The organism is Piscinibacter sp. PDB5-1, assembly GCF_056676035.1.
Map to the genome: position 1 here is coordinate 707,004 of NZ_JBWVZL010000001.1, position 22,996 is coordinate 729,999.

At 73.0% G+C, this 22,996-nt stretch carries 11 protein-coding genes; 2 read left to right on the forward strand and 9 right to left on the reverse strand.

The genetic code is table 11. The features are described from left to right. Positions 1–22 precede the first annotated feature (22 nt). A complete protein-coding gene (locus tag AC1KAT_RS03125) occupies positions 23–1,207 on the forward strand; it encodes a DegT/DnrJ/EryC1/StrS family aminotransferase (protein WP_480322680.1) in 1,185 nt (394 codons plus the stop codon). After that, entirely contained in the window at positions 1,204–2,514 is a 1,311-nt protein-coding gene (locus AC1KAT_RS03130; protein ID WP_480322682.1) for a glycosyltransferase, read from the forward strand. Before AC1KAT_RS03125 ends, AC1KAT_RS03130 begins: the two co-directional genes overlap by 4 nt. Before the next feature lie 18 nt (positions 2,515–2,532). Here the strand turns inward: AC1KAT_RS03130 and AC1KAT_RS03135 are convergent, their stop codons facing one another. From AC1KAT_RS03135 to AC1KAT_RS03175, 9 genes are all read right to left on the reverse strand, one after another. Next, positions 2,533–7,683 carry a hypothetical protein gene (locus AC1KAT_RS03135; protein WP_480322684.1) on the reverse strand — a complete coding sequence of 1,717 codons (5,151 nt, stop codon included), beginning with the start codon at positions 7,681–7,683 and terminating at the stop codon, positions 2,533–2,535. Between the two features lie 11 nt (positions 7,684–7,694). Then, positions 7,695–9,719 (reverse strand): ATP-binding protein, encoded by a 2,025-nt coding sequence (locus AC1KAT_RS03140; RefSeq protein ID WP_480322686.1) that lies wholly within the window; start codon positions 9,717–9,719, stop codon positions 7,695–7,697. Continuing rightward, on the reverse strand, positions 9,712–11,349 hold the full coding sequence (locus AC1KAT_RS03145; protein WP_480322688.1) for a serine/threonine-protein kinase: 1,638 nt from the start codon (positions 11,347–11,349) through the stop codon (positions 9,712–9,714). Before AC1KAT_RS03145 ends, AC1KAT_RS03140 begins: the two co-directional genes overlap by 8 nt. Before the next feature lie 55 nt (positions 11,350–11,404). Then, complete coding sequence (locus AC1KAT_RS03150) at positions 11,405–16,156, reverse strand: hypothetical protein (RefSeq protein ID WP_480322690.1); 4,752 nt, start codon at positions 16,154–16,156, stop codon at positions 11,405–11,407. 253 nt (positions 16,157–16,409) lie between these two features. Further along, positions 16,410–18,401: a hypothetical protein gene (locus tag AC1KAT_RS03155; RefSeq protein ID WP_480322692.1), complete on the reverse strand. Its 1,992-nt coding sequence runs from the start codon at positions 18,399–18,401 to the stop codon at positions 16,410–16,412. 93 nt (positions 18,402–18,494) lie between these two features. After that, positions 18,495–19,481, reverse strand: coding sequence for a hypothetical protein (locus AC1KAT_RS03160; RefSeq protein WP_480322694.1), 987 nt, complete (start codon positions 19,479–19,481; stop codon positions 18,495–18,497). A 10-nt stretch (positions 19,482–19,491) separates the two neighbouring features. After that, positions 19,492–19,743, reverse strand: coding sequence for a hypothetical protein (locus tag AC1KAT_RS03165; RefSeq protein WP_480322696.1), 252 nt, complete (start codon positions 19,741–19,743; stop codon positions 19,492–19,494). Between the two features lie 40 nt (positions 19,744–19,783). Beyond that, positions 19,784–20,128, reverse strand: coding sequence for a hypothetical protein (locus tag AC1KAT_RS03170; RefSeq protein WP_480322698.1), 345 nt, complete (start codon positions 20,126–20,128; stop codon positions 19,784–19,786). Positions 20,129–20,147: 19 nt separating this feature from the next. Beyond that, positions 20,148–22,988: a phage tail protein gene (locus tag AC1KAT_RS03175; protein ID WP_480322700.1), complete on the reverse strand. Its 2,841-nt coding sequence runs from the start codon at positions 22,986–22,988 to the stop codon at positions 20,148–20,150. Positions 22,989–22,996 lie beyond the last annotated feature (8 nt).

The window sequence follows — 22,996 nt, forward strand, 5'->3', positions numbered from 1 at the left end:
GCGACCTTGAAGCCACCGCTGCATGACCGCTGAACCCGTTCGATCCGCTCAAGACTTTCTCGTCTTCGGCTCACCGCCCATCGAGGCGGCCGAGATCGAAGAGGTGCTGGCCTGCCTGCGCAGCGCATGGATCGGCACCGGCCCGCGCGTGGCGCGCTTCGAACGCGACTTCGCGGCGTACAAGGGCGCGCCCAACACGGTGGCCCTCAGCTCTTGCACGGCGGCGCTGCATCTGAGCCTCTTGGCCGCGGACCTGGGCGCCGGCATGCAAGAGCCCGCCGAAGTCATCACCACGCCGCTGACCTTCTGTGCCACGGTCAATGCCATCCTGCATTCGGGAGCGAAGCCGGTGCTCGCCGACATCGACCCGCGCACGATGAACATCGACCCTGCCGAGATCGAACGGCGCATCACGCCGCGCACCCGCGCCATCGTGCCGGTGCACTTCGCGGGGCGGCCGTGCGACATGGACGCGATCATGGCCATCGCGCAGCGCCATGGCCTCAAGGTCATCGAAGACTGCGCGCACGCCATCGAGACCGAGTACCGCGGCCGCAAGGCCGGCACCTTCGGCGACTTCGGCTGCTTCAGCTTCTACGCCACCAAGAACGTCGTCACCGGCGAGGGCGGCCTCGTGATCGCGCGCCGCGAAGAAGACGCCTCGCGCATCAAGGTGCTCGGGCTGCACGGCATGAGCAAAGACGCCTGGAAGCGCTTCGGCGACGAAGGCTTCAAGCATTACCAGGTCGTCGAGTGCGGCTTCAAATACAACATGACCGACCTGCAGGCCGCCCTGGGCGTGCACCAGCTGGCCCGCGTCGAGGCCAACTGGGGCCGACGCGAGGCGCTGTGGAAGCGCTACCTCGACCACTTCGCCGACTTGCCCATCGAGTTGCCCGCGCCGGTGCAGTCGCACGAGCGGCACGCCCACCACCTGTTCACGGTGCTGGTGGACGAAGCGCGCACCGGCATCTCGCGTGACGCCTTCCTCGACCGCATGACGGCGCAAGGCATCGGCATCGGCGTGCACTACATGAGCCTGCCCGAGCACCCGTACTACCAGCAGACGCTCGGCTGGCGCCCCGAGGACTACCCCCACGCGATGCGCGTCGGCCGGCAGACGGTGAGCCTGCCGCTGTCGCCCAAGCTCACCGACAAGGACGTGCGCGACGTGGAAGTGGCTGTGCGCCGCTGCCTCGCGGCGTGAGCGCGGCGGTGAGCGGCAACCCGCCCGCCCCGAGCCGCGTCGCCGCGCATGCGCATGTGGCGCGCCCCGTGCCCGCCGCCGGGCCCGCCGTGCTGCACAGCGTGCAGGTGTGGCTGCCGCAGACGCTGACTTGGCTGCACACGCAGGTGGCCGACAGCCAGACCCTCGGCCTGCGTGCGCATGTGGCCTGCCAGCACCTCGAACACCTCGACCAGTTTCGCGTGCAGAACCTGCACCCGTTGCTCGCACAGGCGCCGCGCAGCGAAGGCTGGCGCGCGAGGCTGGGTGAATGGGGCACGGCGCTCGGCACCCGCCTCGTCCACAACCCGCTCGGCAACGCACTCGACCGCCGCTTCGGCCACGCCCGCCTGCGCCCGCAGGGCCGGCATGTGCTGCGCGTGGGTCGCGAGGTCGGTGCCGACATCGTGCATTCGCACTTCGGCCACATCGGCTGGGGCGACGTGCCGGCGGTGCGCGCGCTGGGGGCACGCCACGTCGTCACCTTCTATGGCCTCGACGTCAACAAGCTGCCTCGCTCACCCGTGTGGCGCCGCCGCTACCTCGAACTGTTCGAGCATGTGGACCGCGTGCTGTGCGAAGGCTCGCACATGGCCGCATGCCTGATGGCCCTGGGCTGCCCCGAGCGCAAGGTGAAGGTCCACCACCTGGGGGTCGATGTCGCCGGCATCGCCTTCGAGCCGCGCCGCTGGCAGCCGGGCGAGGCGCTCAAGGTGCTGATCGCCGCGTCGTTCCGCGAGAAGAAGGGCATCCCGTACGCGATCGAAGCGCTGGGCCGGCTGAAGCGCGAGCTGCCCCTTGAAGTCACGGTCATCGGCGACGCCGGCCCCGAGGCCGATTCACGCGCGGAGAAACAGCGCATCCTCGCCGCCCTCGACCGCACCGGCCTGCGCGAACGCACCCGCCTGCTCGGCTACCAGCCGCACGCGCGCTTGCTCGCCGAAGCACGCGCCCACCACGTCTTCATGCAGCCCAGCGTGACCGCGCGCGACGGCGACACCGAAGGCGGCGCGCCGGTCAGCATCACCGAGATGCTGGCCTCGGGCATGCCGGTGATCGCGACGAAGCACTGCGACATCCCCGAGGTGATGGGCCCGACGTTGGCGCACCTGCTGGCGCCCGAGCGCGATGCAGCCGCGCTGGCGGAGCGGCTTCGTTCGTTGCTGGCCGCGAACAGTCAGTGGGAACAACTGGCCCGTCGCGGGCGCGAGCGCGTCGAAGCCGAATACCGTCGCGACCGGCAGGCCCATCGACTGCGCGAGCACTACCTCTCGCTGCTTCATCGCTGAGACCCGCGAAGCGCTGCCTCAGCCTTGTGGTGGCTTGATCGCATGCCAGACGACCTTGACCTTGGAGCCAAGGCCGCTCTCGGCAATCGAACGCTCGATGGCCTCCCTCGTGCCTTGCGGCGCATCGACGGGTGCAACGATGTGATAAACGATGCGTGCCCCCTGGTACTTCGGGTTGCGAGCCACCATGCCGATGGTGGAGGGAATCTGCACCGCCTTGCGTGAACTCGCCGAGTAGGTGAAGTTCACGTCCACCGTCTGCTCGACGAGGTGAACCTCGCTCGTCTCCACAGCGTTGCTCCCTTCCACCTTGTTCTTGACCACCATCTGGAAGTCCGGCGTGCGCTTGAAGAAGCCCGAACCGAAATCTTCACGGTGCTGGCGCTGCGGCTTGAGATCGACGCGTTTGGCGGTGGACTCCTTCGCGCGCGCATTGCGTTGCTTGCGCAGCGAGTCCTTGGCCTCATCGCCCAGTTCGTTGGCGGTGGGCTTGGCGCCGAGGGCCAGCGACTTGCCATGCTCTTCGGCGATGGCCGGCGCAAGCGTTCGGACCACATAGGGGTTGGTCGCCAGTTCCCAGGGGTTGGCGTGCTGCGAACCGCGGAAGCCCCCCGCAGACTGCATGGCTGCCGCGTGGCGTTCCCGAGTCATCGGGAAGCTGCCAGCCAGCGCTGAGTTCTCCCACTCCGGCAACGGCTGGTCGCTGCCCGGGGCTTGACCCGGCGCTGCCGGTGCCGCCCCCGGTGCACCCGCGGCGGCCTGCCCCGCCGGTGCGGCCTTGGGCGGCCCTTCCTTCACTTGCGGCGCCCCCTTGACCGTGACCTGCGGCGAGCGTTCGCCCTCGCCCATGTCGCCTTCGGGGTTCATCTTTCCGTGGACGACGAAGCCGTCCTTGCCCTTTGGCTTGACGATCAGCGATGACCAGCCCCACTTCGACTTCAGCAAGCGCACGCGGATCTTGAACATCAGGCCGTTGATGCCCTTGGACAGCAGCGAGGCGATGGCCGAGCGCGTGCCGGTCTGCGCGCGTTCGAACTTCTTGCGCTTCGCGTCCTTCTTGTCCTTGTCCTTCTTGCCCGGGTCGTCCTTCGGCTTGCCCTTGCCGTCCTTGTCTTTCTTGCGCGCGTTGCGCTTGTCGCGGGCCTTCTTGTCGCGCGCTTTCTTGTCACCCTTCTTCTTCGGCTTGCCCTTGCCCTTGGCGCCCTTCTTCTTGCCCTTGGCCTTTTTCAGCGCGGCGGCGAGCTTGCGCATGATCTTCTGGACGATGCCCTTGATCTTGCCGCCGATCTTGAGCAGGGCCTTGCCGATGCGGGCGAGCAGCCAGTTCGACACGAAGTCGATCACCACGATGGCGGCGGCCGCGACCAGCTGCGCGAACTGCGGCCCGGCACCGCCGCCCTTCACGGCCTTCAAGAAGCCGATGGCCTTTTGCACCGCGCCCAGCATCGCCGAGACCGAGCCCCAGGCCGCCTGCAGGCCTTCGATGACGGCCATCACCGCGCCGGCGGCCGGCACGATCATCGACACGACCTTCTCGATGACCAGCTGGATCAGCGCCGGCGGTATCGCCGCCTTGATGCCCGACCACGCCATCGCGCCGATTTCCTTCAGGCCGATGCCGCCCTTCTTGAGCGTGTCCCACATGTCGCCGCTCACGCCGAGCACGCTCTCGACCTTGCCTTCCCACCATTGCTTGATGGCGGCCTTCATCGCGCCGGCCAGGTGGTTCTTGACGCCGTCTTTGGCCGACGAGCCCAGATTGGCCACCCAGCCACCCGGGTTCGCGGCCACGTCTTCGACCAGCACCGACAGCACGCCCAGGGCCTGCGCGGCGGCGTCGGCCACCTTGAGCGCACCCACCACCTGCTGCTGGTAGTGATCGACGAAGGCCGTGGCGGCCTTGCCGGCGCCTTCGACCACGGCCGTGGCTGCGGCGGCCGTGCCGTCGATGACCGCATGCGCCGCGTCTTCGGCCTTCTTGGCGTACTCGTTGGTCTTGTTGACGCCGTACTCGACGCCCGACTCGATGAGCCCACGCGCCGCGTCGCGCGCGGCCGGAAAGTCCGCCAGCAGCGCGTCGCTCTTTTCAGCCAGCCATTCGCCGCCTTCCTTGATCCAGCCGACGCAGGTCTCGCGGCCCTTCTCGATCAGCTCGGTGGCCTTCTTCTTGTACTCGTCGGCCTTCTCCTGGATCCACTTCTTGCCTTCTTCGACCTTGTCGCTGATCCACTTCTTCTTGGACTCGAACCAAGCCGTGGCGTCGTCGGCCCACTTGCCGAACAGGCCCTTCTCGCTCTCGGCCTCGGCCTGGTCCTTGTGCTGCTCGACCTGGGCCTCGACCTCGCCTTCCTTCTCGGCGACCTGCTTGTCGCCTTCTTCGATCTCGGCCTCGGCGGCTTCTTCGCTCTGGGTCTTTTCGCCCTCGACCTTCTGCTCGGTCTCGGCAACCTTCTTCTGCTGCTCGCCTTCGAGCTTGACGATCTTGGCTTCTTGCGCGGCGGCGAACTGCGCGCGGGCGTTGGCCGCGTCGGTGCGCACCTTGGCACGCACGCCGTCCTGCTCGGCGGCAGTCCGGGCCTTGACCTCGCCCACCTTCGCCCGCGCCGCGGCGTTGCCGGCGGCCACCTGCTCTTGCGCGGCGGCCTTGGCGGCGGCGGTCTGGGCCGAGGCGGCGGCAGCGGCGGCCCGCACCTCGGCGCCTTGCAGTTCTTCGGCGAGCACGGCGCGGGCCTTGCCGCCACCGCCGGCCCCACCTCCACCAGCACCTCCACCAGCACCCCCACCGGCGGCGCCCCCCGCACTGCCCCCACCACCCGCGCTCGGGGCCTTCAGCTTGGGTGTTTCGATCTCGACCTTACCGACGGTGGGCCGCACGTCCTGCTCGCCCATCGGCTTGTTCAGCTCGGCCTGCTCTTTGGCCTTGGCCGCCGCGATGGCCTGGTCGGCCTGGCCCTTCTGCGTGGCCAGCCGGTTCGGGTCGGCCTCGCCCGCGAGCTTGAGCGTGGGCGCCTTGCCCAGGCGCACGCCCAGGCCGGGGTCTTTGGCCGACAGCGACGAGACCGCGCCCGAGAGCTTGGCCTTGTCGGCCGGGCTCATCTCGGCGCCCTTCTCGGGCTTGGCGATCTGCGGCGCCTTGACCTTGTCGGCCGCATTGCCCGCCTTGGGCTTGGGCGTGGGTTCGACCTTGGGCTTGGGTGCGGGCGCCGCGGCGCCGGGCTTGGGCGCGCTGGCGCCGCCCGCGCCGGCGCCCTTCGAGGGCGCGGGCTGGGGCTGTGCGTCTTCGCCCAGCGTGACCTTCGGGATCGACGCCTCGGCGCTGGCCATCTGGTCGGCGCTGTCTTTGGCCGCCGCACTCGTCACGCCGCCGAGCGCCGCCTCGGCCTCGGTGGGCGTGGCGCTGGCGAGCGTCGCCAGGCCTTGCTCGGGGGGCATGCCGCTCACGTCGGGCGGGGCGTCTTCCTGCTTGGTTTCGCCGCCGCCCCCGCCGCCACCGCCGCCACCCCCACCGCCACCACTGTCGGCCGGAATCTCTTCGCCCAGGGACGAGAGCGCGGCCGATTTTTCAGAGGCGCTCAGCCCGCTCTCGGCGTCGGCCGAGGGGGCGCTGTCGGCCGAGGCCTCGGCCACGTCTGCGTCGCGCTGCTCGGAGCCGTGCTGCGCCATCTGCTCGGTGTCGGCCTGCTCGCTGCGGGCGTCGGCGGCGGCCTGCGCGCGCTCGGTGGCGGCCGGGTCGTTGCCCACCGCCGGCTGGGGCATCTGCGCGGCCACCTCGGCGGGCTTGGGCGCGGCAGGGGGCGAGGGCTCGGCTTCGCCGGCGTCGGATTCGCCACCACCTCCGCCACCACCACCGCCCCCTTCCACGTCGGCGGCTTCAGCGGCATCGGGCGCGCCACCGCCCGCCGCTTCGGCCCCGGCCTGCCCGCCCGCGTCGGCCCCCGCCATGGCGGCGCCGCCGATTTCGGGCGGCGCCGGGGCGACAGGGGGCGCCGCCGCTGCTGCTGCCGCCTCGGGCTCGGAAGCAGCGCCGCCCTCGGCGTCGTTCTGGCCTTCGGGCTCGGCCGCGTCCATTTGCGATTCGGCCTGCTCGCTGGCGGCGTCGTCTGCGCCGCCACCGGCCCCCGCCGACTCACCAGCGGCACCGCCTGCCGCCCCACCCCCGGCCCCGCCAGCACCCCCGGCACCACCCGCCGCACCCGCTGCGGCCTTGCCGGCACCCGCGGAGGCCGCTTCGCCACCGGCGGCAGCCCCTTCACCGGCGGCAGCAGGGCCGGCGCCAGCACCCGCGGCACCTGCGGCACCCGCTGCGCCGGCCGCACCGGGCACGGCACCTGCCACGCCCGCCTTGCCGGCCGCCGCCGGGCCTTCCTTGCCGCCGGCTTTGCCGGGGCCGGGGGCGGCCTCTTTCGCGGCCCCTGGGATGCCCGCTTTGCTGGCCGCCTTGCCTGTCTCTTTCCCCGTCTCTTTGCCTGTCTCTTTGCCGGCTGGCGGTGCCGCACCGGCACCGGCCGTGCCCTTGCCGGCAGGCGCGGCCCCCTGGGCCGTGGCCGGGGCAGTGTGATCGGGCACGCCCTGGGCCGCCTTGGCATCGGCCGGCCGCGCCGCGTCAGCCGCTGGCAACTGCGTCGGTGCGGCGGCCTTGCCACCGGCCTGCGCGTCAGCCGCTGGGGTGGCACCCGGCGCCGCCGCCGCGGCACCGGCCGGCACCTGTGTCGCGGCCGGCTTCACCGCCATGGGGCCGGCGGCTTCGGCGGGGCTGCGCGCGCCGGCCTGCATCGGCCCCGGAGACGATGCCCCGGCGGTGGGCACCGCAGCGACACCACCAGGAGGGGCCTGCGAAGGCGTGGCCGAGGCCATCGACGCCATCGCACCCTGTGCCCCGGCCCGGGGTGTGGCCGACACGCCCGGCGCGCCCTCGGCCGCGCCCTTCTGCAGGTAGCGCGGCAACGAGCTGCCTTCGCTCTTCAACCCGCCGGCCGCCCCGGAGGGGCCCGGCGCCGCCGCCGCCGCGGGGGACGAGGCGGCATCGGCTGTCGCGGCCTGACCCACCAGGGGCGACGTCACCGGTGACGCCGCGGCCGACGCCGGTTCTTGCGCGTGCGCGCCGGCCGCACCCGGCGGCGGCTTGCGCTTGCGGGCCTCGTGCGCGGGGTTCGGGGCGGCTTCGAGCATGGGCCGCGGGGTCAGCGCTGCAGGCTGTCGGGCGCGCGCTGGCCGAGCTTGCGGTATTCGAGCGCCAGGGCTTCGCGCAGGTCGGCCGCGCACAGGCGCAGTGGCTCGGCGGCCTGGGCGCCGGCTTCGTCCACGTCGTCGCCGAGCCGCAGGCGCGCGAGCAGGGCCGAGGTGAGCGCCGCGTTGCGGATGTGCCCGCCGGGCAGGTCGGCCAGGGCGGCGACCTGGTTGAGCAGGGCCGCGTCGAGCCCCGGCGCGTCACCCAGGTGCAGCGACCACAGCGCGCGGCGCTCGGCCACGTCGGGCAGCGGGAACTCGATCACCGCATCGAGCCGGCGCAGGAAGGCGTCGTCGAAGCGCGCCTTGCTGTTGGACGTGAGCACGGCCACGCCGTGGAAGGTTTCGAGCCGCTGCAGCAGGTAGTTGGTCTGCATGTTGGCGTAGCGGTCGTTGGCCTGCTTGACGTCGGTGCGCGCGCCGAACAGCGAGTCGGCCTCGTCGAACAGCAGCACGGCATCGAGGTGCTCGGCGCGGGCCAGCAGTTGCGCGAGGTTCTTCTCGGTCTCGCCGATGTATTTGCTGACGACGGAGGCGAGGTCCACCCGCACCAGCGGACGTGCCAAGCGGTCGGCCAGCCACTGCGCGGCCAGCGTCTTGCCGGTGCCCGAGGCGCCGAGGAAGAGCGCCTTCACGCCCGCGTTCAGCCGGCCGGCGAGCAAGGGCCCGAGTTGTGCGGCGGCTGTCTCGCGGGCGATGCAGCGCGTGAGCAAGAGGCCCAGCTCGCGGTGCAGCTCGCCCGAGCCGACCCAGGCGTCGGCGGGCACGCGTTCGTTCGACACCTGGGCCCAGGCGGCCAGGCCGCGGGCGCTGGCCCGCACGGCCTGTTCGATGGCCGCGTGCACCGGCACGCCCCGCGCCGCTTCGCGTGCCGCACGGGCCAGCACCGAGATGCCGCAGTGCGAACGCGCGATGGCGCGGCGCTCGGTGGGCGTGAGCGGCGTGGCGCACCCCGTGTCGGCCGGCGCCGGCTGCGCGTGCCCCCACGCCGCCAGGCGGTCGGCGGCGCTCGGGCGTGTCAGCTCGAACTCGTGGCAGGTGTGGCGCGAGGTCACGGCGGCGTCGGCCCCGGCCAGCACGACCAGCGGGCCGGGCAGGTGCGCGAAGTCGGGCGCTTCGATGGCCTGCCCGGGGGTCAGCGGCGCGGGCCACAGGGCGAGCCCGCCGCTGGCCAGAAGCGCGGGCACCACGGCCTCGCGCGCGGCCAGTGCCTGCCACGCGGCGGCGCTGGTGGGGGCGGCGTCGTCGAGCGATTGGATTTCCATCGCGCGGCGGCCGAGATGCTGCGCCAGTTGCGCGGCGAATGCGTGCAGCTCGTCGCGGTCGGGCCCGCGCAGCACCACGGTGCTGGGCTCGCTTTGGGCGCCGATGCGCTCGGCGATGTCGCGCGCCTGCTCGCGCCAGGCCTGCGGCAAGGGCCAGGGCGCCCGCGCCGGCGGGTGCAGCGCCAGGCGCCCGAGCGTCACGCCGCGCGTGGGCAGGTGGCCGCCAGCCACCAGCAGGCCCAGCACGGCCGGGTGCAGTTGCAGCGTGCGGGCGTGGGCCGGCGCGTGGGCCTCGCTGGCCTGCAGCAGGCCGCTGGCCAGCGCCGGGCCTTGCAGCAATCGGCCCAGCGGCAGTGGCTGGGGGTCGGTGTCGCCGAGCGTGGCGGCCAGGGGTTCGGCCAGGGCCGCCACCAGCCCCAGCGTGGGCCGCGCCGGGCCCAGGTGCGGGCCGTGGCCTTGCATCAGCGCCAGCAGCGCCGACCAGCGCGCATCGACCTCGACCCACAACGCGAGCGCCACGGCCACCTGCTCGACGCCATGGAGCGACAGGCCTTCGATCAGGGGCGCGAGCACCGCGTCGTGCGCGCTCGCGGGCGCCGGCTCGGGTGCGAACAGCCACTGCGCGTCGGGGTGCGTGTGCTGCGCTTCGGGCAGCGCGTCGGCAAGGGCCTGCAGCAGCGCGGCGCGCCAGGCGAGGTGGGCGCGTTTATCCATGGGGCATGTCCTCGGGCCAGGGCGGCAGCAGCGCGCGCGCGATGTAATGAAAGGCCACGATGCGGCCGAACCAGGGCTGCCAGCCAGGGTCGGCGTCGAGGCCCACGCGGCGCACGCGCAGGTCCACGTCTTCGAGCGCCATCACCACGTCGATGTGCGTGGGGCTGGCGCTGACCCAGGCGGGGCGCTGCACCAGCTCGCGCAGGCCCAGGCCGGCGCGTTGGCGCAGCGCGCGGCGCAGGTGGATGAGCCAGCGGCGGGTCGCGGTGCTGAAGTCGGCCTCGGTGGGCGATGCGACAGGCGGCGCGGCCTTGAAGCGCGCTTGCGTCAAGGTCGCACGGGCGTCGTCGCTCAAGGTGAACCAGGCCGCCTGCGGGTCGCGGGCCGGCGCGCCGGCCGCGGCCAGCACCTCGGTGAACAGGTGCTGCACCCAGGCCGGGCGCGCAGCGGGCGGCTGCGCGTTCAACCACGCCTCGATGCCCAGGGCCTGCAAGGCGTTAACGACGGCCATCAGCCCGCCGCACGCGCTGGGCTGGGCGTCGGCAAGCCAGGGCAGCGTGAGCGGGCCACGGTGAGGCTGGCGGGGGCGTGCGGTGGCTTGTGCCTGCAGGCCCGATTCGATCGAGGCCACGGGCGCGGCAGCGGGGACGGGCACCTCGCCGCCGGTGCCTTGCGGCGGTGTCGCCGCGCGGGTGGGCTGTGGCTCGGGCGACGGCGCCGCAGCGTGGGGGGCCGCGTCGTGCGCGCGTCGATGCTCGGCGAACCGCGCGTCGCGTACGGGCTGCAGCCTGGGGGTTGTGTCGGTGGGCTCGGTCGGGTCGATGGCGGGCGGGCCCGATGCAGGCCCGGCCACCGACTCGACCTGCGCCCGGGTCGGCCGGTCCGGCATCGCCGCGCCCATCCACAGGGCCAGCACCCACTGCACATGCGCCGGCACGGGTGCGCGCCCCAGACGCGCGCGCAGGGCCTGGGCCTGCCCGGCCGACACCTCGACAGCGGGTGCGGGTGGCGTGGCCTCGGCGACCGGGGTGGACGGCCCCGCGAACGACGAACGCTCAGGCACAACGTCCGCCGTGAGCCGTTGCAGCAGCGTGTGCCCCAGGTGTTCAGGCAGCCCCATCGCCCAGCGCAGCAGCAGCGCATCGGGCCAGCGTCGCAGCCCGTCGATGAGCCCCTGCGGCGCTTCGGCCAGCAGCGTGTGCACGACCGCGGCCAGCGCCTGCGCGGGCGAGGTCGCCGCACGCAACTCGGGCAACGCCTGCGGCCAGAACCACGCGCTCGTCGGCGCGTGCGTGGCCTCGCGCTGCAACCACGCCACGCGTGCCACCTGGCGCGACGCGAAGAAGACCGCCGGGGCATGTTCGGCCTGCGGGTGTTCACCGGGCCAGGCACGCGCGGCCATCTCGCGCCACACGGCTTCGAGCTGGCGCGACACCTGGGCCGGCGTCGGCCGGGGCGGCAGGCCGTGCAGGCGCAGCCGGCGCACGAGGATGAGCCGGCCGCAGTCGGCGAAGTCGAGCGTGTGCAGCGCGTCTTCGACGCTGAAGCGCAGGGCCGCCGCGTCGTCGGCGTGTGCCGGGCGCAGCCGGGCCCGGTGGACGAGGCGGGTGCCGGGAGCCAGGGGGGTCATGGCTCACCGGCCCCACAGACGACATCGCCCGCCAGCGCCGCCCTGCCCGGCCCCATCACCGCACCCCTGCCGGCCGCCGCGCGCCGCCTTGGCGCAGCGCCTCGACCTGCTTGGCCACGCGTTTTTCGGCGGCGACTTCGGCCGCCGGGGCCGAGGCCTTCTTGCCGCCACCGGCCTGCGCCGCCGGGTGGGCGGCGCAGGCCTGGGCGGCCGCATCGGCCTTCTGCGCCTGGGGCGTGGACAAGGCCGGCCCGGTCTGCACCTGCACCTGCATCGCGGCGGTCAGCATCAGCGGCTCGGCCGTCATCACCTGCGTGATGCGTGCCACGGCACCCGCCGCGCCCAGGTCTTCGACCACGGCACGCGCGAGCACGGTGGGGGCCGCGCCGGCCGTGGCCGCGCCGTGCACCAGCACCTGCATGCCGATGCGGGTGGTCTGCGGGTCGAGGTCGAGTTCGAGCGTGGTGTGCACGATGGCCGGCCGGGGCTGGCGGATGCGCGCGCTCAAGATGCGCTTGACCGGCGCGTGCGAGGCCAGCAGCAGGCACACGCGCACGAGGTCGTTGACGGCATCGTGCGCGTCGTCTTCGTCGGCCACCTGCGCGAACAGCCAATCGACCATGCGCTGCATCTGCCGCCAGGCGATGTGATCGACGCCCAGGCGCTCGTCGCCGAAGCCCGGCAGCACGCTCAGCAGGCGCAAAGGGGTGGATTCGTCGAGCTGCGAGAACAACTCGGCCCAGCGCAGGCGCGTGGCCGGCGGCACGGTGCAGAAGGCCGCGTGCAGGCAGGCGCCGACGCCGGCCACGTCGTCGAGCAGGCCGGCCGCTGCGAGCGTGAGGTCGCGCGAGGCGGGGCCGATCTGCAGCAGGTCGCGGATGCTCGCGAGCGACTGCATCGGCGCGGCGGCCTGCTTCCAGCTCGCGGCGGCGGCCATGGCCTGCACCTGCGGCGCGGCGCGGTCGTAGGTCTTCTGCACCCGCTCGGCCTGGCGCGACAGGCTGCGCTGCAGCATCTGGCCGGTGGGCGATTCGTGCGACGACATCGCCCCGTGCAGGCGCTTCTTTTCGTAGGGGATGGCGAGGCGCCGCGTCGAGGCCTCGGCGAGCTGCTGCAGGTCGCTCAGGCGGTCGAGCTTGACGAAGTCGAGCGACAGGCGGCGCCACCAGCGCACGGGCACGTCGCGCAGCGTGTCCACCATGGCCATCAACTCGGGCGGCGCGTCGTGGGCCTCGCCCCGGCAGCGCGGCACCGGGTCTTCGACCTCGGCCGGCTGCGCGGCGAGCACCGGCAGGTCGTGCAGCACGTCGGTGAGGCGCGGGCGGCGAAACACCAGAAACGGCACCTGTTCGGCGAGGATGGCCTTGCGGCGCGCGACCAGCGCATCCACCCGCGCCTGCTCTTCGGCGCGCAGCGCACGCGCCACCGACAGGTCGTGGCGCACCTCGGCCAGCCGGCCGGCGAGCGCGTCGATGGCCGTCTGCAGGCGCGCGATGGTGGCGAGGATGTTGCTGCGCGCGTTCTTCGCATCGGCCTGCAGGCGGCGGTAGTCCTCGGCGCGCAGTTCCATGCCGCGCAGGAAGCGGATGGTGTTGTCGATCGCGTCGATGCCGCGGCGGAAGTACACCGCCTCGTGCTGGTCGTTGCTGAGGGTCTGCGCATCGTCGTCGGCGATGTTGTCGCTGCGGGCCAGCAGCTCGGCGGCGGTGACGCGCGTGGCGTCGTCTTCGGGGTCGGCGTCGGTGCGGCGGTAGCCGTACACCGGCAGGTCGTCGATGACGAGGCCGTTGGACGCCAGGGCCGACAGCCCGCCCGTGACGAAGTCGCCCTTGCCCTTGGCGGCCGAGTTGCTCGACACCACCGAGGCCGGCAGGGTGAAGCGTTCGGCCACGGTGACCGTGTTGTAGGTCGCGCCCAGGAGGCTGGCGCCGACCACGTCTTTCACGGCGGCGGGCGGCTCGACGGCCAACGTGGCCGCGCGCAGCGTGCTGCCCGCGAAGTTGAGCCGGGGCGCGACGATGCCGGTGGACAGCAGGCCGCCGCTGGCCGCCGTGGTGGCATTGAGCCCCGTGTCGAGGGCCACGCCGCGAGAGAGCACATCGCCCCCGAGGTTGAACGTGGTGGGGCTCGCTGCGCCCAGCAGGTTGCTGCGCAGCGTGGCGCCCGAGGTGTTCAACAGGCTGGTGTTGATGGACGAGAGGTTGAGCACCGAGCGCGACGGCAGCGTCGAGACCACCACCGGGCCCGGGGCCGGCGCGGGGGGCGGCGGGGTCGATGGCGCCGGGGCCGGGCCGCTCGTGGGGCTCCTCGGGGTGAACGGCGGTGGCGCGGGTGGCGCCTCATTCAGGCGCTTGAAGTAGTCGGCGAACTCTTTCTCGCTGGCCACCGGGTTCTCGCTGCGCTGCACCAGTTCAGCCGCGGCCGGCGAGGTGAGAAAGCGCCCGGCGTTGTCCACCCCGAGCACGCTTTGGCGCATGCGGAAGATCTCGGTGCGGGCGCGCAGGAAGCCGAAGTCCACGTGGTCGCTCGCGGTGCGGATGCGCAGGTCGAGCCGCGCGATCAGCTCGTCGAGCCCGCCATCGACCGTGCGCGGCGGGGTGCTGGCCGTGCGGGGGCCGCTGGCCGGCTCGCCCAGCTCGACGGTCAGCACGCCGCTGCGGAAGTTGCGCCACGAGGCGAGCAGCTTGTCGAGTTCGGCCACGTGGCGGCTGTGGGGCCGCGCATCGGTGCCGGTGGCCACGCCGGCCTCGACAGGCAGGCCGGCGGCCAGGTCTTCGGCCTCGGTGAAGGCCTCGCCTTGCGTGAGCCAGGTCCACGTGCCTTCGGCGCGCGCGCCGGGGGGCAACGCGTCGGTGAGCCAGTAGCTCTCGAACCCGTTCGAGGCCTTGCCCGCGTAGCCCCAGGTCACCTCGCTGGGCTGCGCGCCGCCGAACACCGCGAAGGCCAGGCCGTCGATCGACTGGCCCGCGAGCCCGGCGCGCGACATGGGCACGCTGAGCTTGACCCAGGTGTTGGCTGGCGGCAGCTCGGCCACGCGGTCGCCATTGGCCGTGGCCGGGGCCGTGCCCCACACGAAGGGCCGGGTGGCCGGCGGCGTGCTGCCCGCCACGGCACTGATGAGCGGGCGGATGCCGATGCCCGCCGGCGTGCCATTGAAACGCACGAAGACGATCAGCTCATCGACGGCCTGGAAGTCGAGCCGCGCGTGCGCCCCGCTGAACTGGTGCAGCTCGGCGCCATTGGCCGGCACGCTGGCGCGGTGCACGCGGGCGAAGGCCAGGGCGTCGAGCGCGCCGGTCTCGTCGGGCAAGGCGTTGGCGTCGTCTTGCGGGTAGGCCGGCAGCGAGCCGGTGACAGCCTGCGTGAGCAGGTCGCTGCGGCGGCGCAGGCCGTCGCGGCGCGCGAGCAAGCGGGCGCGTTCGCCTTCGAGGCGCGAGACCTCCAGGTCGAACAGCGGGTGCACGCGTTCGTCGAGCTTCAAGAGGTTCGGGTCGAAGTAGCGCGATGGCACCGGCACCAGCAGCTGCACCTGGTCACGCAGCGAGAGGTTGAACGGCCGCATCGGCGAGGCTTCGGCGATGAGCGCGTCCACCATGTCGAGCGGCACCGGCATCGCCTGCACGTCGAACTGCGGCGGAAAGAGGTGCTGCCGGCCACTGAGGAAGTCGGCCACTTCGAGCGGCAGCACACCGGCCGGTGGCAGCCACTCGAACTGGTTTTCGAGCGTCTGCGCGTTGCGTTGCTCGGGCGGCAGCTCGGCCAGGTGTTCGAGCAGTTGCGATACGCGGGCCTGCCACAGCACGTCGTCGCCCGAGGCGGGCACCAGCGCGCTGCGGTTGTGGCGGCCACCGCCTTGGCGCACGACCGCCGCGCGGTCGGCGAAGGCGGGCCGGAAGGCGGCGTCGAAGGCGACGATGGACAGCGGCACGCCGAGCGATTCCCACGGCCAGGGCCGGGCCCGCTCGGCCTCGCGTGCGACCTGCGCCGTGAGGGCCTCGCGCTGCTCGGGCGTCATGCGGCCTTCGTCGAGCCAGCGCCGCATCGAGCGCGGCACGCTGAGCGACAGGCGCTCGCGTTCGGTGTTGAACACGGCGTAGGCCAGGCGGTTGCGGTAGCGCGCGTCGAGCGTGCGGCCGTCTTGCGACCACAGCGGCGGCGTGCGGTCGTCGGGCCAGGGCACCCACGCGAGCTGGAAGCCGTCTTCCCAGGCCGTGCGGTCGAAGGCGGACGTGTCGGTGGCGTTGGGGCACGGGCTGTCGAGCTCGCCCGTGCGGTCGAGCGCCACGGTGCGCGGCATGGCCACCAGCACCATCGCATGCGGCAGGAAGGCAGCGCCGTTCAGGTCGGCCAGCACGCGGGCCAGCGTGGCCTGGCGTTGCAGCAGCGGCAGGCGCGACCAGGGCGTGCTGCCGGTGTGGCGGTCTTGCAGCGCCTGGTCCACGCGCGGTGAGACGACCGGCAGCGTGTCGAAGCGCAGCCGCAGCGGGTAGGCGAGTTCGATGTCGTGCCCGTTCGGGCCCATGGCATGGCCAGGCATCAGCACGAGCGTGTCGCCTTCGAGGCCCAGCTCGAAGCCGTCGATCACCCCGGGCGCCACCGACTGGCCGATGGCCAGGCAGGCCGCGATGCGGCTGCGCTGCTCGTCGAGCAAGGCGGTGTGGGTCAGCGAACGCTGCGGAAAGAAGTTCAGCCGCTTGCGGATGGCGGGCTCGTCGGCCGAGGCCCGCGCGTAAGGGCCGAGCGGTGGCACGGTGGCGATGACGTGCTCGCCGGCGAAGGGGTTCGGAATGCCGCGCAGGATGGTCATGGGTGGCTCCGGGAAGGGTTGTGTCGGCGCGCGGGGTTCAACCTGGGGGGCTCGGGCCGGCGGGGCATCGGGTGGCGTTCTTTCAACGCAAAGGCGCCAAGGAACGCAAAGGTCGCCAAGGAAAGACAGCCCTGTGTTGCCGCGCCTTCTTTCTGCGCTCTTTGCGTTCTTTGCGTTCCTTGGCGCCTTTGCGTTGAGCTTCTTGCCCCAGCGGCAAGCGAGCCCACACCGCGCCGTCCAAGGCCCCGCACGGTCACCGCTCCACCGCCCGCACGCCCGCCAGCACCGCCAGCTCGCGCGCCGAATCGGTCGAGCGGGCCGCGGCGCTCAGGCGCGTGGCGAACAAGGTCTGCTGCGCACGCGGCAGCGCACGCGCGGCCAGGTCGAGCTGCGGGGCCACGCCGCTCGCGGCCACGGCCTGCACCACCTCGGGCGTGCGCAACTGGCCTTGCGTGTCGGCATCGGCCGCGTCGAACAAGGCGTCGAAACCATCGCCCAGGCGCGGGTCGCCGAACTGGCGCGCCACGTCGAGCACGTCGTCGTGGCCCAGCGTGCGTTCTTCTTCGGCGAGCACGGCGGCCCGGGTGCTGAGCGCGGTGAAGGCGCTGCGGCGCAAGAGGTCACTGGTGGCCAGCACGCGGTTGGGCAGGCTGGCCGACACGGCCAGGCGTGGTGCGGCCAGCAGGTTGGCCACCTCGGCGCGGGCCAGCGTGGGCACGCGGCTCGTGATGCGGTTGAACTCGGTGATGGCGCCGTCGGCGCGCAGGCGCGTGTCCACCGCGTCGTCGATGGTGGCTGCGTCGCCCGCGAGCCGCAGCGTGGCGCTGCTGATTTCGCTGGTGTAGGGCAGTTGGCGGCGCCGCACGTACCAGAACATGCCGCGCCCGGCATTCGCCGCATTCACCTGCGTGCGCGTGGCCTCGACGGCCCGTTGCCAGGCCAGGGCCTGCTCGGCCGGCGTCAGGTTGACCAGCGTGGCGGGTGGCTCCAGCACGCTCTCCTGCGACAGGCGGATCAGCGATTCGAGCGGCGAGCGCTTGGCCACCAGGCCCGAGGCGGCCGCCTTGATCGGCCGGCGCACGCTTTGCAAGGCGCGCTTGTGCGCTTCGAGCTGCTGGCGCGTGACGGGCGCGACGATCAGCACCGAGAGGTGGTCGAGGTCTTCGTCGGCCGCGCGCAGGTCGATGGGCGGCAGCGCGAGGCCGTCTTGCACCAGCGCCGCGAGTTCGTCGCTCGGAATGAACGCGAACTCGCAATCGACCAGCGGCGGAAAGTACGACTGCAGCAGCGTCAGCTGCCCGAGCTGCATCTCGAAGCGCAGCGTCGAGGCCGGGATGGGGCCGACCGGGGGCAGCACCTCGAACTGCTTCGCCGCCGCGAAGCCGGTGTTGACGGTGGGCGTGTCGATGTCGTCGAGCTGGTCCTGGTGCTGCTTGATCCAAGCTTCGAGCAGGGCGCGCGGGCGTTGGCTCAGGCCCGCGCTCAGGGTCGATTCGGCACCCACCTCACGCCGCACCATGAACACGTCGAGCCAGCGCAGCGCGCCGCCTTCGAGGCACAGCATGGCCAGCGGCAGCGCGTCTTGCAGCACGCCGGGGCGCTGGCGGTCGAAGAAGATCTCGCGGGCCACGCGGGCGCGCTTGGCGTTGGCGTTCTCGACGCCCGCGCGGTCGGGGTACGGGATCAACGTGAGGGCGGTGGCTTCGACGATGTCGCCGTTCTTCACCGTGCGCTCGCCGTCGAGCGTGGTCGGGTAGGCGGCGGTCGGGTTGGCGCTGAACTCGATGGGCCGCAGCGCCAGCACGAAGAGCCCGCTGCGGTTGATGCTGCTGGCCGCCGGCAAGGCCTTGATGCCGAGCTGCGCGTCGAGCTGCGCGGCCTGCGGCAAGGCGCTGATCGCCACGGTCTGGCGGGCGCTGACTTGCACCAGGTCGCCACTGGGCGTGATGCCGGTGCCGGGCTCGATGACGAGCGTGGGGCTGTTGGATGCGGCCTGCGTGCCCAGCCCGACCATCAGGCCGCGAATGACGCCGGCGCCCAGCGCCTGCGCCAGGTCGCTCTGCCGCGCGCGGATGTAGTTCTGGTCGGCGGTGAGGTCGTCGGCCGTGAGGAAGCGGCCGTCGAAGTAGAACGGCCGGCGGCGGCCGCTGTCCACGATCAGTGCGCCGGCGTCGAGCTGCGCTTGCAGGCGCGCCTGGTCTTGCGTGCTGCTGACGGTGAGTTCGGGGGTGGGGGTGACGGGCATGGCGGTCTCCTCTGGTTCAGTGCGGGCCGAAGTCGGAGCTGGCCCTTCGATCCCGCAGGGCGAACGGGATGGGGATCGGCATGACGGCGCGGCTCACACCGCCCCCCGCCACGAGTAAGGCGTGAACACGATGGGCCGCAGGCTGTTGTCGGCCAGGTCGCCGGTCGCGCCCATCGACTCGATGACCAGCATGTCGAGCGTCGGGAAGGCATCGGCATTCGCCTGCCGCACCGGCACGAACACGCGTGCCAGCAGAAGCTTGTCCCAGTCGTCGTTGGCGGCGTGCTCGCGCAGCTTGGGCAGGCGCGTCGGGTCTTCTTCGGCCGGTGTGGGCCAGGCCGACAGCGCGCTCTCAACCGTCCACGCGCGCCGCGCGGCTTCGAGCGCTGCCGGGTCGGTGATGTCTTGCAGCGCGGCCAACATCGCGTCGAGCCGGTCGGACCGGGGCGCCGGGTCGGCCAGCACGGTGCTCAGGTCGTTGGGGTCGCCGGGGTTGGCGCGCCGCGTGTGCGCGAGCTGCAGGCTGATCTCGAAGGCGTCGGCCAGGCGCGCGGGCACCACGTAGTCGGTGGCGTTGAAGGGCCCGGCGGCGAAGGCCGGCGTGCGGCCGTGCGGGCAGATGGCGAAACGTGCGAAGACATCGAGCACCAGGTGCGACACCGCCGGCTGCGCCGAAGCGCGCACGCCGCGCACCAGGGCCACGCGCTGCGCGTCGCCGGCGGGCAGCGCCTCTTTCTCGGCCAGCCAGGGCACGAGGCGGATGCACTGCGTGCGCCGCACCTCGATCAGCCGGCCCAGGCGGTCGAGCGCGATGCCGGGGGCGACCTGCACTTCGAAGTTGGGGTTGTCGGCGCTCGGGCAGGTGACGCGCAGGCCCGCCACCGTGCCGTGCCCGTAGATGCCGGCGAAGGCGCGCGCCATGCGCCCGCGCAGGTAGAGCTGCTCGTGCGCGAAGTCTTCGGCGCCCAGCAGCACGCCGGTGGCGTAGTTCACGCGTTCGGGCACGCCGCGTTCGGCCAGGCTTTCGGCCACGAGGTCGTCGCTTTGTTCGGTGGCGAGGCCGAGGTCGGATGCACCCATCGTGAAACTCCTAGGTGGGGCGGAAAGGGTCGAGCGGATTGATCGGATCGAGGGGCCGCAACGGGTCGAGCGGGCGCAGCGGGTCGAAGGGCCGCGGCTCCAGCGCACGCACCACGCGCACGGTCAGCTCGGCCGGCACGCTGCGGCCGTTGGCGCCTTCGACGACCAGGCGCACGAGGTAGGTGCCGACCGGCAGGCGACCTTCAACGTCCACCACCGGCTCGCGGGTGCGCAGGGGCTGGTCGAGCAAGAGCGTGGCCATGCGGGGCGTCTCGTGGTGGGTGGCGAAGGCGGAGCCGCGATCAGGTGCGCACCAGCGACCAGTTCCACACGCGCACGCTGCCGCCGATGTCGCTCGACGCCTCGCCGCTCAGCTGGAAGGCCGCGCCGAAGGGCACGCTGACCTCGCGGTCGCGGATGCGGTTGCCGCGCGCGTCGATGAAGTCGATCAGGGCGGTGGGCCGTTCGGTGTCTTGCACGACGATGAAGATGCTGACCGGCGCCGACTCGTTGCCCGAGTCGTCGTTGACGACGAGCTGGAACTGGTGCCGGCCCACGGGCAGCGGGTTGGTGCGCGCGACGACGACGTCGAGCATCGGTTCATCGGCGCGAACGGCGGTGTCAACGCCGGGGGTGAAGGTGGCCATGGCGATCTCCTGGGGGTGGTCAGTTGGGTGGCAGGTGGGTCCAGCGGTAGGCCGCGACGCTGCGGCCGTCGCCGGCCGTCGAGTCGCTGCCATCGAGGCGGAACGAGGCGAGCGGCCCCACGGTCGGCTCACCGTCGTCGAACGCGAAATCGGGCGAACCGATGCGCGCGACGGGACGCGCGCTGAAGGGCGGCAGCACGCCGTCGAAGGCCCCGGCGTGCGCGTCGAGCGAGGCTTCGCCGCGCAGGGTGTCGATGCCGCCGAGCGACGAGGCCTCGTCGCCGGGGCCGACCCGCACGGGGCGCGGTGGCGCGTCGGCGCGCAGGTAGGTGTCGGCGCCGACCAGCGCGGCCACGCCGACCATGAAGGGGTAGACGGCGCGGATCACCCGCACGCGCACATGCGCCGGCGCACTGGTGCTGGCCAGGTGCTGCACGAGCCGCAGCTCGTCGGCCGAGGCTTCTTCGTGCACGAGCACGGTGACGCGGTGGGCGAGGTCGTCGAACAGCGCGCGGCTCGCGGCGGCGCGGTCGGCCTGCAGGCGGTCGTTCGCGCGCTGGTCCGACTCGGCATCGCCATCGATGCGGCGAAACAGCGCGAGGAAGGTCTTCAGCTCACCGTCGCGCAGCGTCTTGGCGTCGCCCAGGAAGAGCGAGTCGCCGATGACCGAGTTGCCCGAGCGCGTGAGGCCCAGGGTCAGCGGGTCGGTCGCGTCTTCGAGCCGCGCACCGAGGATGGTCGCCAGCGTGCGGCGCAGGCGGAAGTCTTCGACCACCACGAGGCGCCCGCGCGTCACCGCGCCGTCGGTGGCGATGTCGAGCGCGAGTTGCAGGCCGTGCAGCGTGCCGTGGCGGCGCGCGAGCTGCGGCGCGTTGCTGAGCATCCAGCGCTTGCGCTCGGTGGGCAGGCCCTCGCTCATCGCGAGGCCGACCCAGCTGGCCAGCCAGGGCAAGGCCTCGGGCGGGCAGGCCATCGCATCGGTCATCAAGGCGCTGGCGGCGATGCGGTCTTCGATGTCGGTGAACAGGCCTTCGAAGAGGTTCAGGCTGCGGTCGAGAAAGTCGGCCCCCGTGGCGCGGCCGGGCCGGTCGGCGTCATCGCCGAACACCCGCTCGTGGTACAGCGCGGGCAGGTAGCGGTCGCGGTAGGACACGCGGCCGGCGTAGGCCCGCAGCGCGGCCAGTTCGGGTGTGGCGCGGCCGTCGCCGAAGAGTTCGACCGTGACCCACAGCGTGGCGCCTTGCAGCGCGCGCACGGTGGTGGCGGCGCGCTGGACCAGCACCGTGAAGAGGCCGCTCTTGCCTTGCAGGTCGTGCGCGTCGCGGGGGCAGCACAAGAGCGGCTGGCCATGCGCCACCTCGCTCGGCTGCGGCACCCAGGCAGCGCGCGGCACATCGGCCGGCAAGGCCTCGGCCACATCGGCCGGCAAGGCGCTGCGCTCGCCGATGAGGTGCGGGTACCAGTGCGCGCGCTGGCCGGGCTCGCCGGGTGCGAAGGGGGGCGGCGCGCTGCCGCCGGCCGCCAGCCACACGAGCATCGCGCACCCGGTGGGCACCGACGCTTCGGCGTAGAGCCGGTGCCACACGGTGCCGGGGTTGCCGGTGTCGATGAGGCCGACCGCGGCCAGCACGCGGGCGCCGGGCACGCGGCCGTCGGCGGTGTTGGCGACCACGCCGTAGCGGCTGCGCCGCGCGCCCGACACCCGCGCCACGCGGGCCGGCGCCACCGGATCGTCGGGCGTGCGGCCCTGGCGCGGGTAGTGCAGCCGGTCACCGGGGCGGGCGTTGACGAAGGGGCCGCCGGTCCAGCCGGCGAGCGGGAAGTAATCACCCTGCGGCGGCAAGGCGTCGGACAAGGGCGGCGGCAGTTCGGTCGCGCTTTCAGCGCTGGCCTCGGCCAGGCGCTCGATGAAGGCCGCCGGCAGCGCGTAGGTCCACACGCCGGGGTCGCGGGTCGAGGCGGCACCGTTGCCGGCCCCCGCTTCGAGCACGCCGCGTGTGGCGAGCGCGATGCGGTCGCCGTCGAGCCAGCCCAGCGTGTGCGCGAAGCGCGGGCCCGCGAGGCGTAGCGGCAGCGACAAGCGCCCATCGGCCAGCGCGACGCGCAGGCGCGCCCCGCCCGAGGCGCGTGCAAGGCTCAGCACCGCGAGGCGCCCATGCCGGTGGGTGGCGAGGGCCACGGCCCGTTCGTTGGCCGGCACCGCGCCGCGCAGCACCTGCCAGCGCAGCGGCCGGGGGTTGGGGTCGAGCGACTCGAAGCGATCGCTGGCATGGGTGTTCACCGCCACGCCCCGCGTGAAGAGCGGCAGGCCGCGCGTGCGGGCCAGCGTGCCGCGCTCGATGTCGAGCGCGGCCACGCCGCCCCCGGGCATGGCGCACAGGCGCTGCGGCGTGAAGCCTGCGGGCGCGCCGAAGCGGGTCAGCTCGAATCGCCCGCGCAGGTCGATCAGCCACAGCGCGCCGCCGCCCGCGAGGTAGAGCACGTCGTCGTCGCCCACGGTGAGGTCGCTCACCGGCTGCGCCTCGGGCGGCACCATGAAGTGCAGCGCGTCGAGGCCGTGCGTTTCGGCGAGGTGCGAGACCGAGGTGAGGCCGGTGCCGTTCCAGGCCACGTGGTTGCCGGTGGCGTCCATCGCGAGCGCGGGTTGCAGCGCGACCTCGGCCACGCTGGCGAAGCTTTCGCGCAGCGTGAGGCCGTGCGCGCGGCTGGCCAGGCGCACGCCGGTCACGCGGTGCTGCGGGGCCGGTTCGGTGGCGACGGCACGCGCCCCGCCCTCACCCGTGCCAGCCACCGGCACGCGCCAGGCGTACAGGCCCGCATCGAGCGAGAGACCGAAAGAGCGCAGGCCGTTGGCGTCCATGGCGTGTG

Excerpts from the sequence above, each read along its gene's own strand:
- AC1KAT_RS03160 (WP_480322694.1), bottom strand. The coding sequence starts at position 19,481 with ATGGGTGCATCCGACCTCGGCCTCGCCACCGAACAAAGCGACGACCTC.
- AC1KAT_RS03125 (WP_480322680.1), top strand. The coding sequence starts at position 23 with ATGACCGCTGAACCCGTTCGATCCGCTCAAGACTTTCTCGTCTTCGGC.
- AC1KAT_RS03135 (WP_480322684.1), bottom strand. The coding sequence starts at position 7,683 with ATGCTCGAAGCCGCCCCGAACCCCGCGCACGAGGCCCGCAAGCGCAAG.
- AC1KAT_RS03150 (WP_480322690.1), bottom strand. The coding sequence starts at position 16,156 with ATGACCATCCTGCGCGGCATTCCGAACCCCTTCGCCGGCGAGCACGTC.
- AC1KAT_RS03175 (WP_480322700.1), bottom strand. The coding sequence starts at position 22,988 with ATGGACGCCAACGGCCTGCGCTCTTTCGGTCTCTCGCTCGATGCGGGC.
- AC1KAT_RS03140 (WP_480322686.1), bottom strand. The coding sequence starts at position 9,719 with ATGGATAAACGCGCCCACCTCGCCTGGCGCGCCGCGCTGCTGCAGGCC.
- AC1KAT_RS03165 (WP_480322696.1), bottom strand. The coding sequence starts at position 19,743 with ATGGCCACGCTCTTGCTCGACCAGCCCCTGCGCACCCGCGAGCCGGTG.
- AC1KAT_RS03145 (WP_480322688.1), bottom strand. The coding sequence starts at position 11,349 with ATGACCCCCCTGGCTCCCGGCACCCGCCTCGTCCACCGGGCCCGGCTG.
- AC1KAT_RS03170 (WP_480322698.1), bottom strand. The coding sequence starts at position 20,128 with ATGGCCACCTTCACCCCCGGCGTTGACACCGCCGTTCGCGCCGATGAA.
- AC1KAT_RS03155 (WP_480322692.1), bottom strand. The coding sequence starts at position 18,401 with ATGCCCGTCACCCCCACCCCCGAACTCACCGTCAGCAGCACGCAAGAC.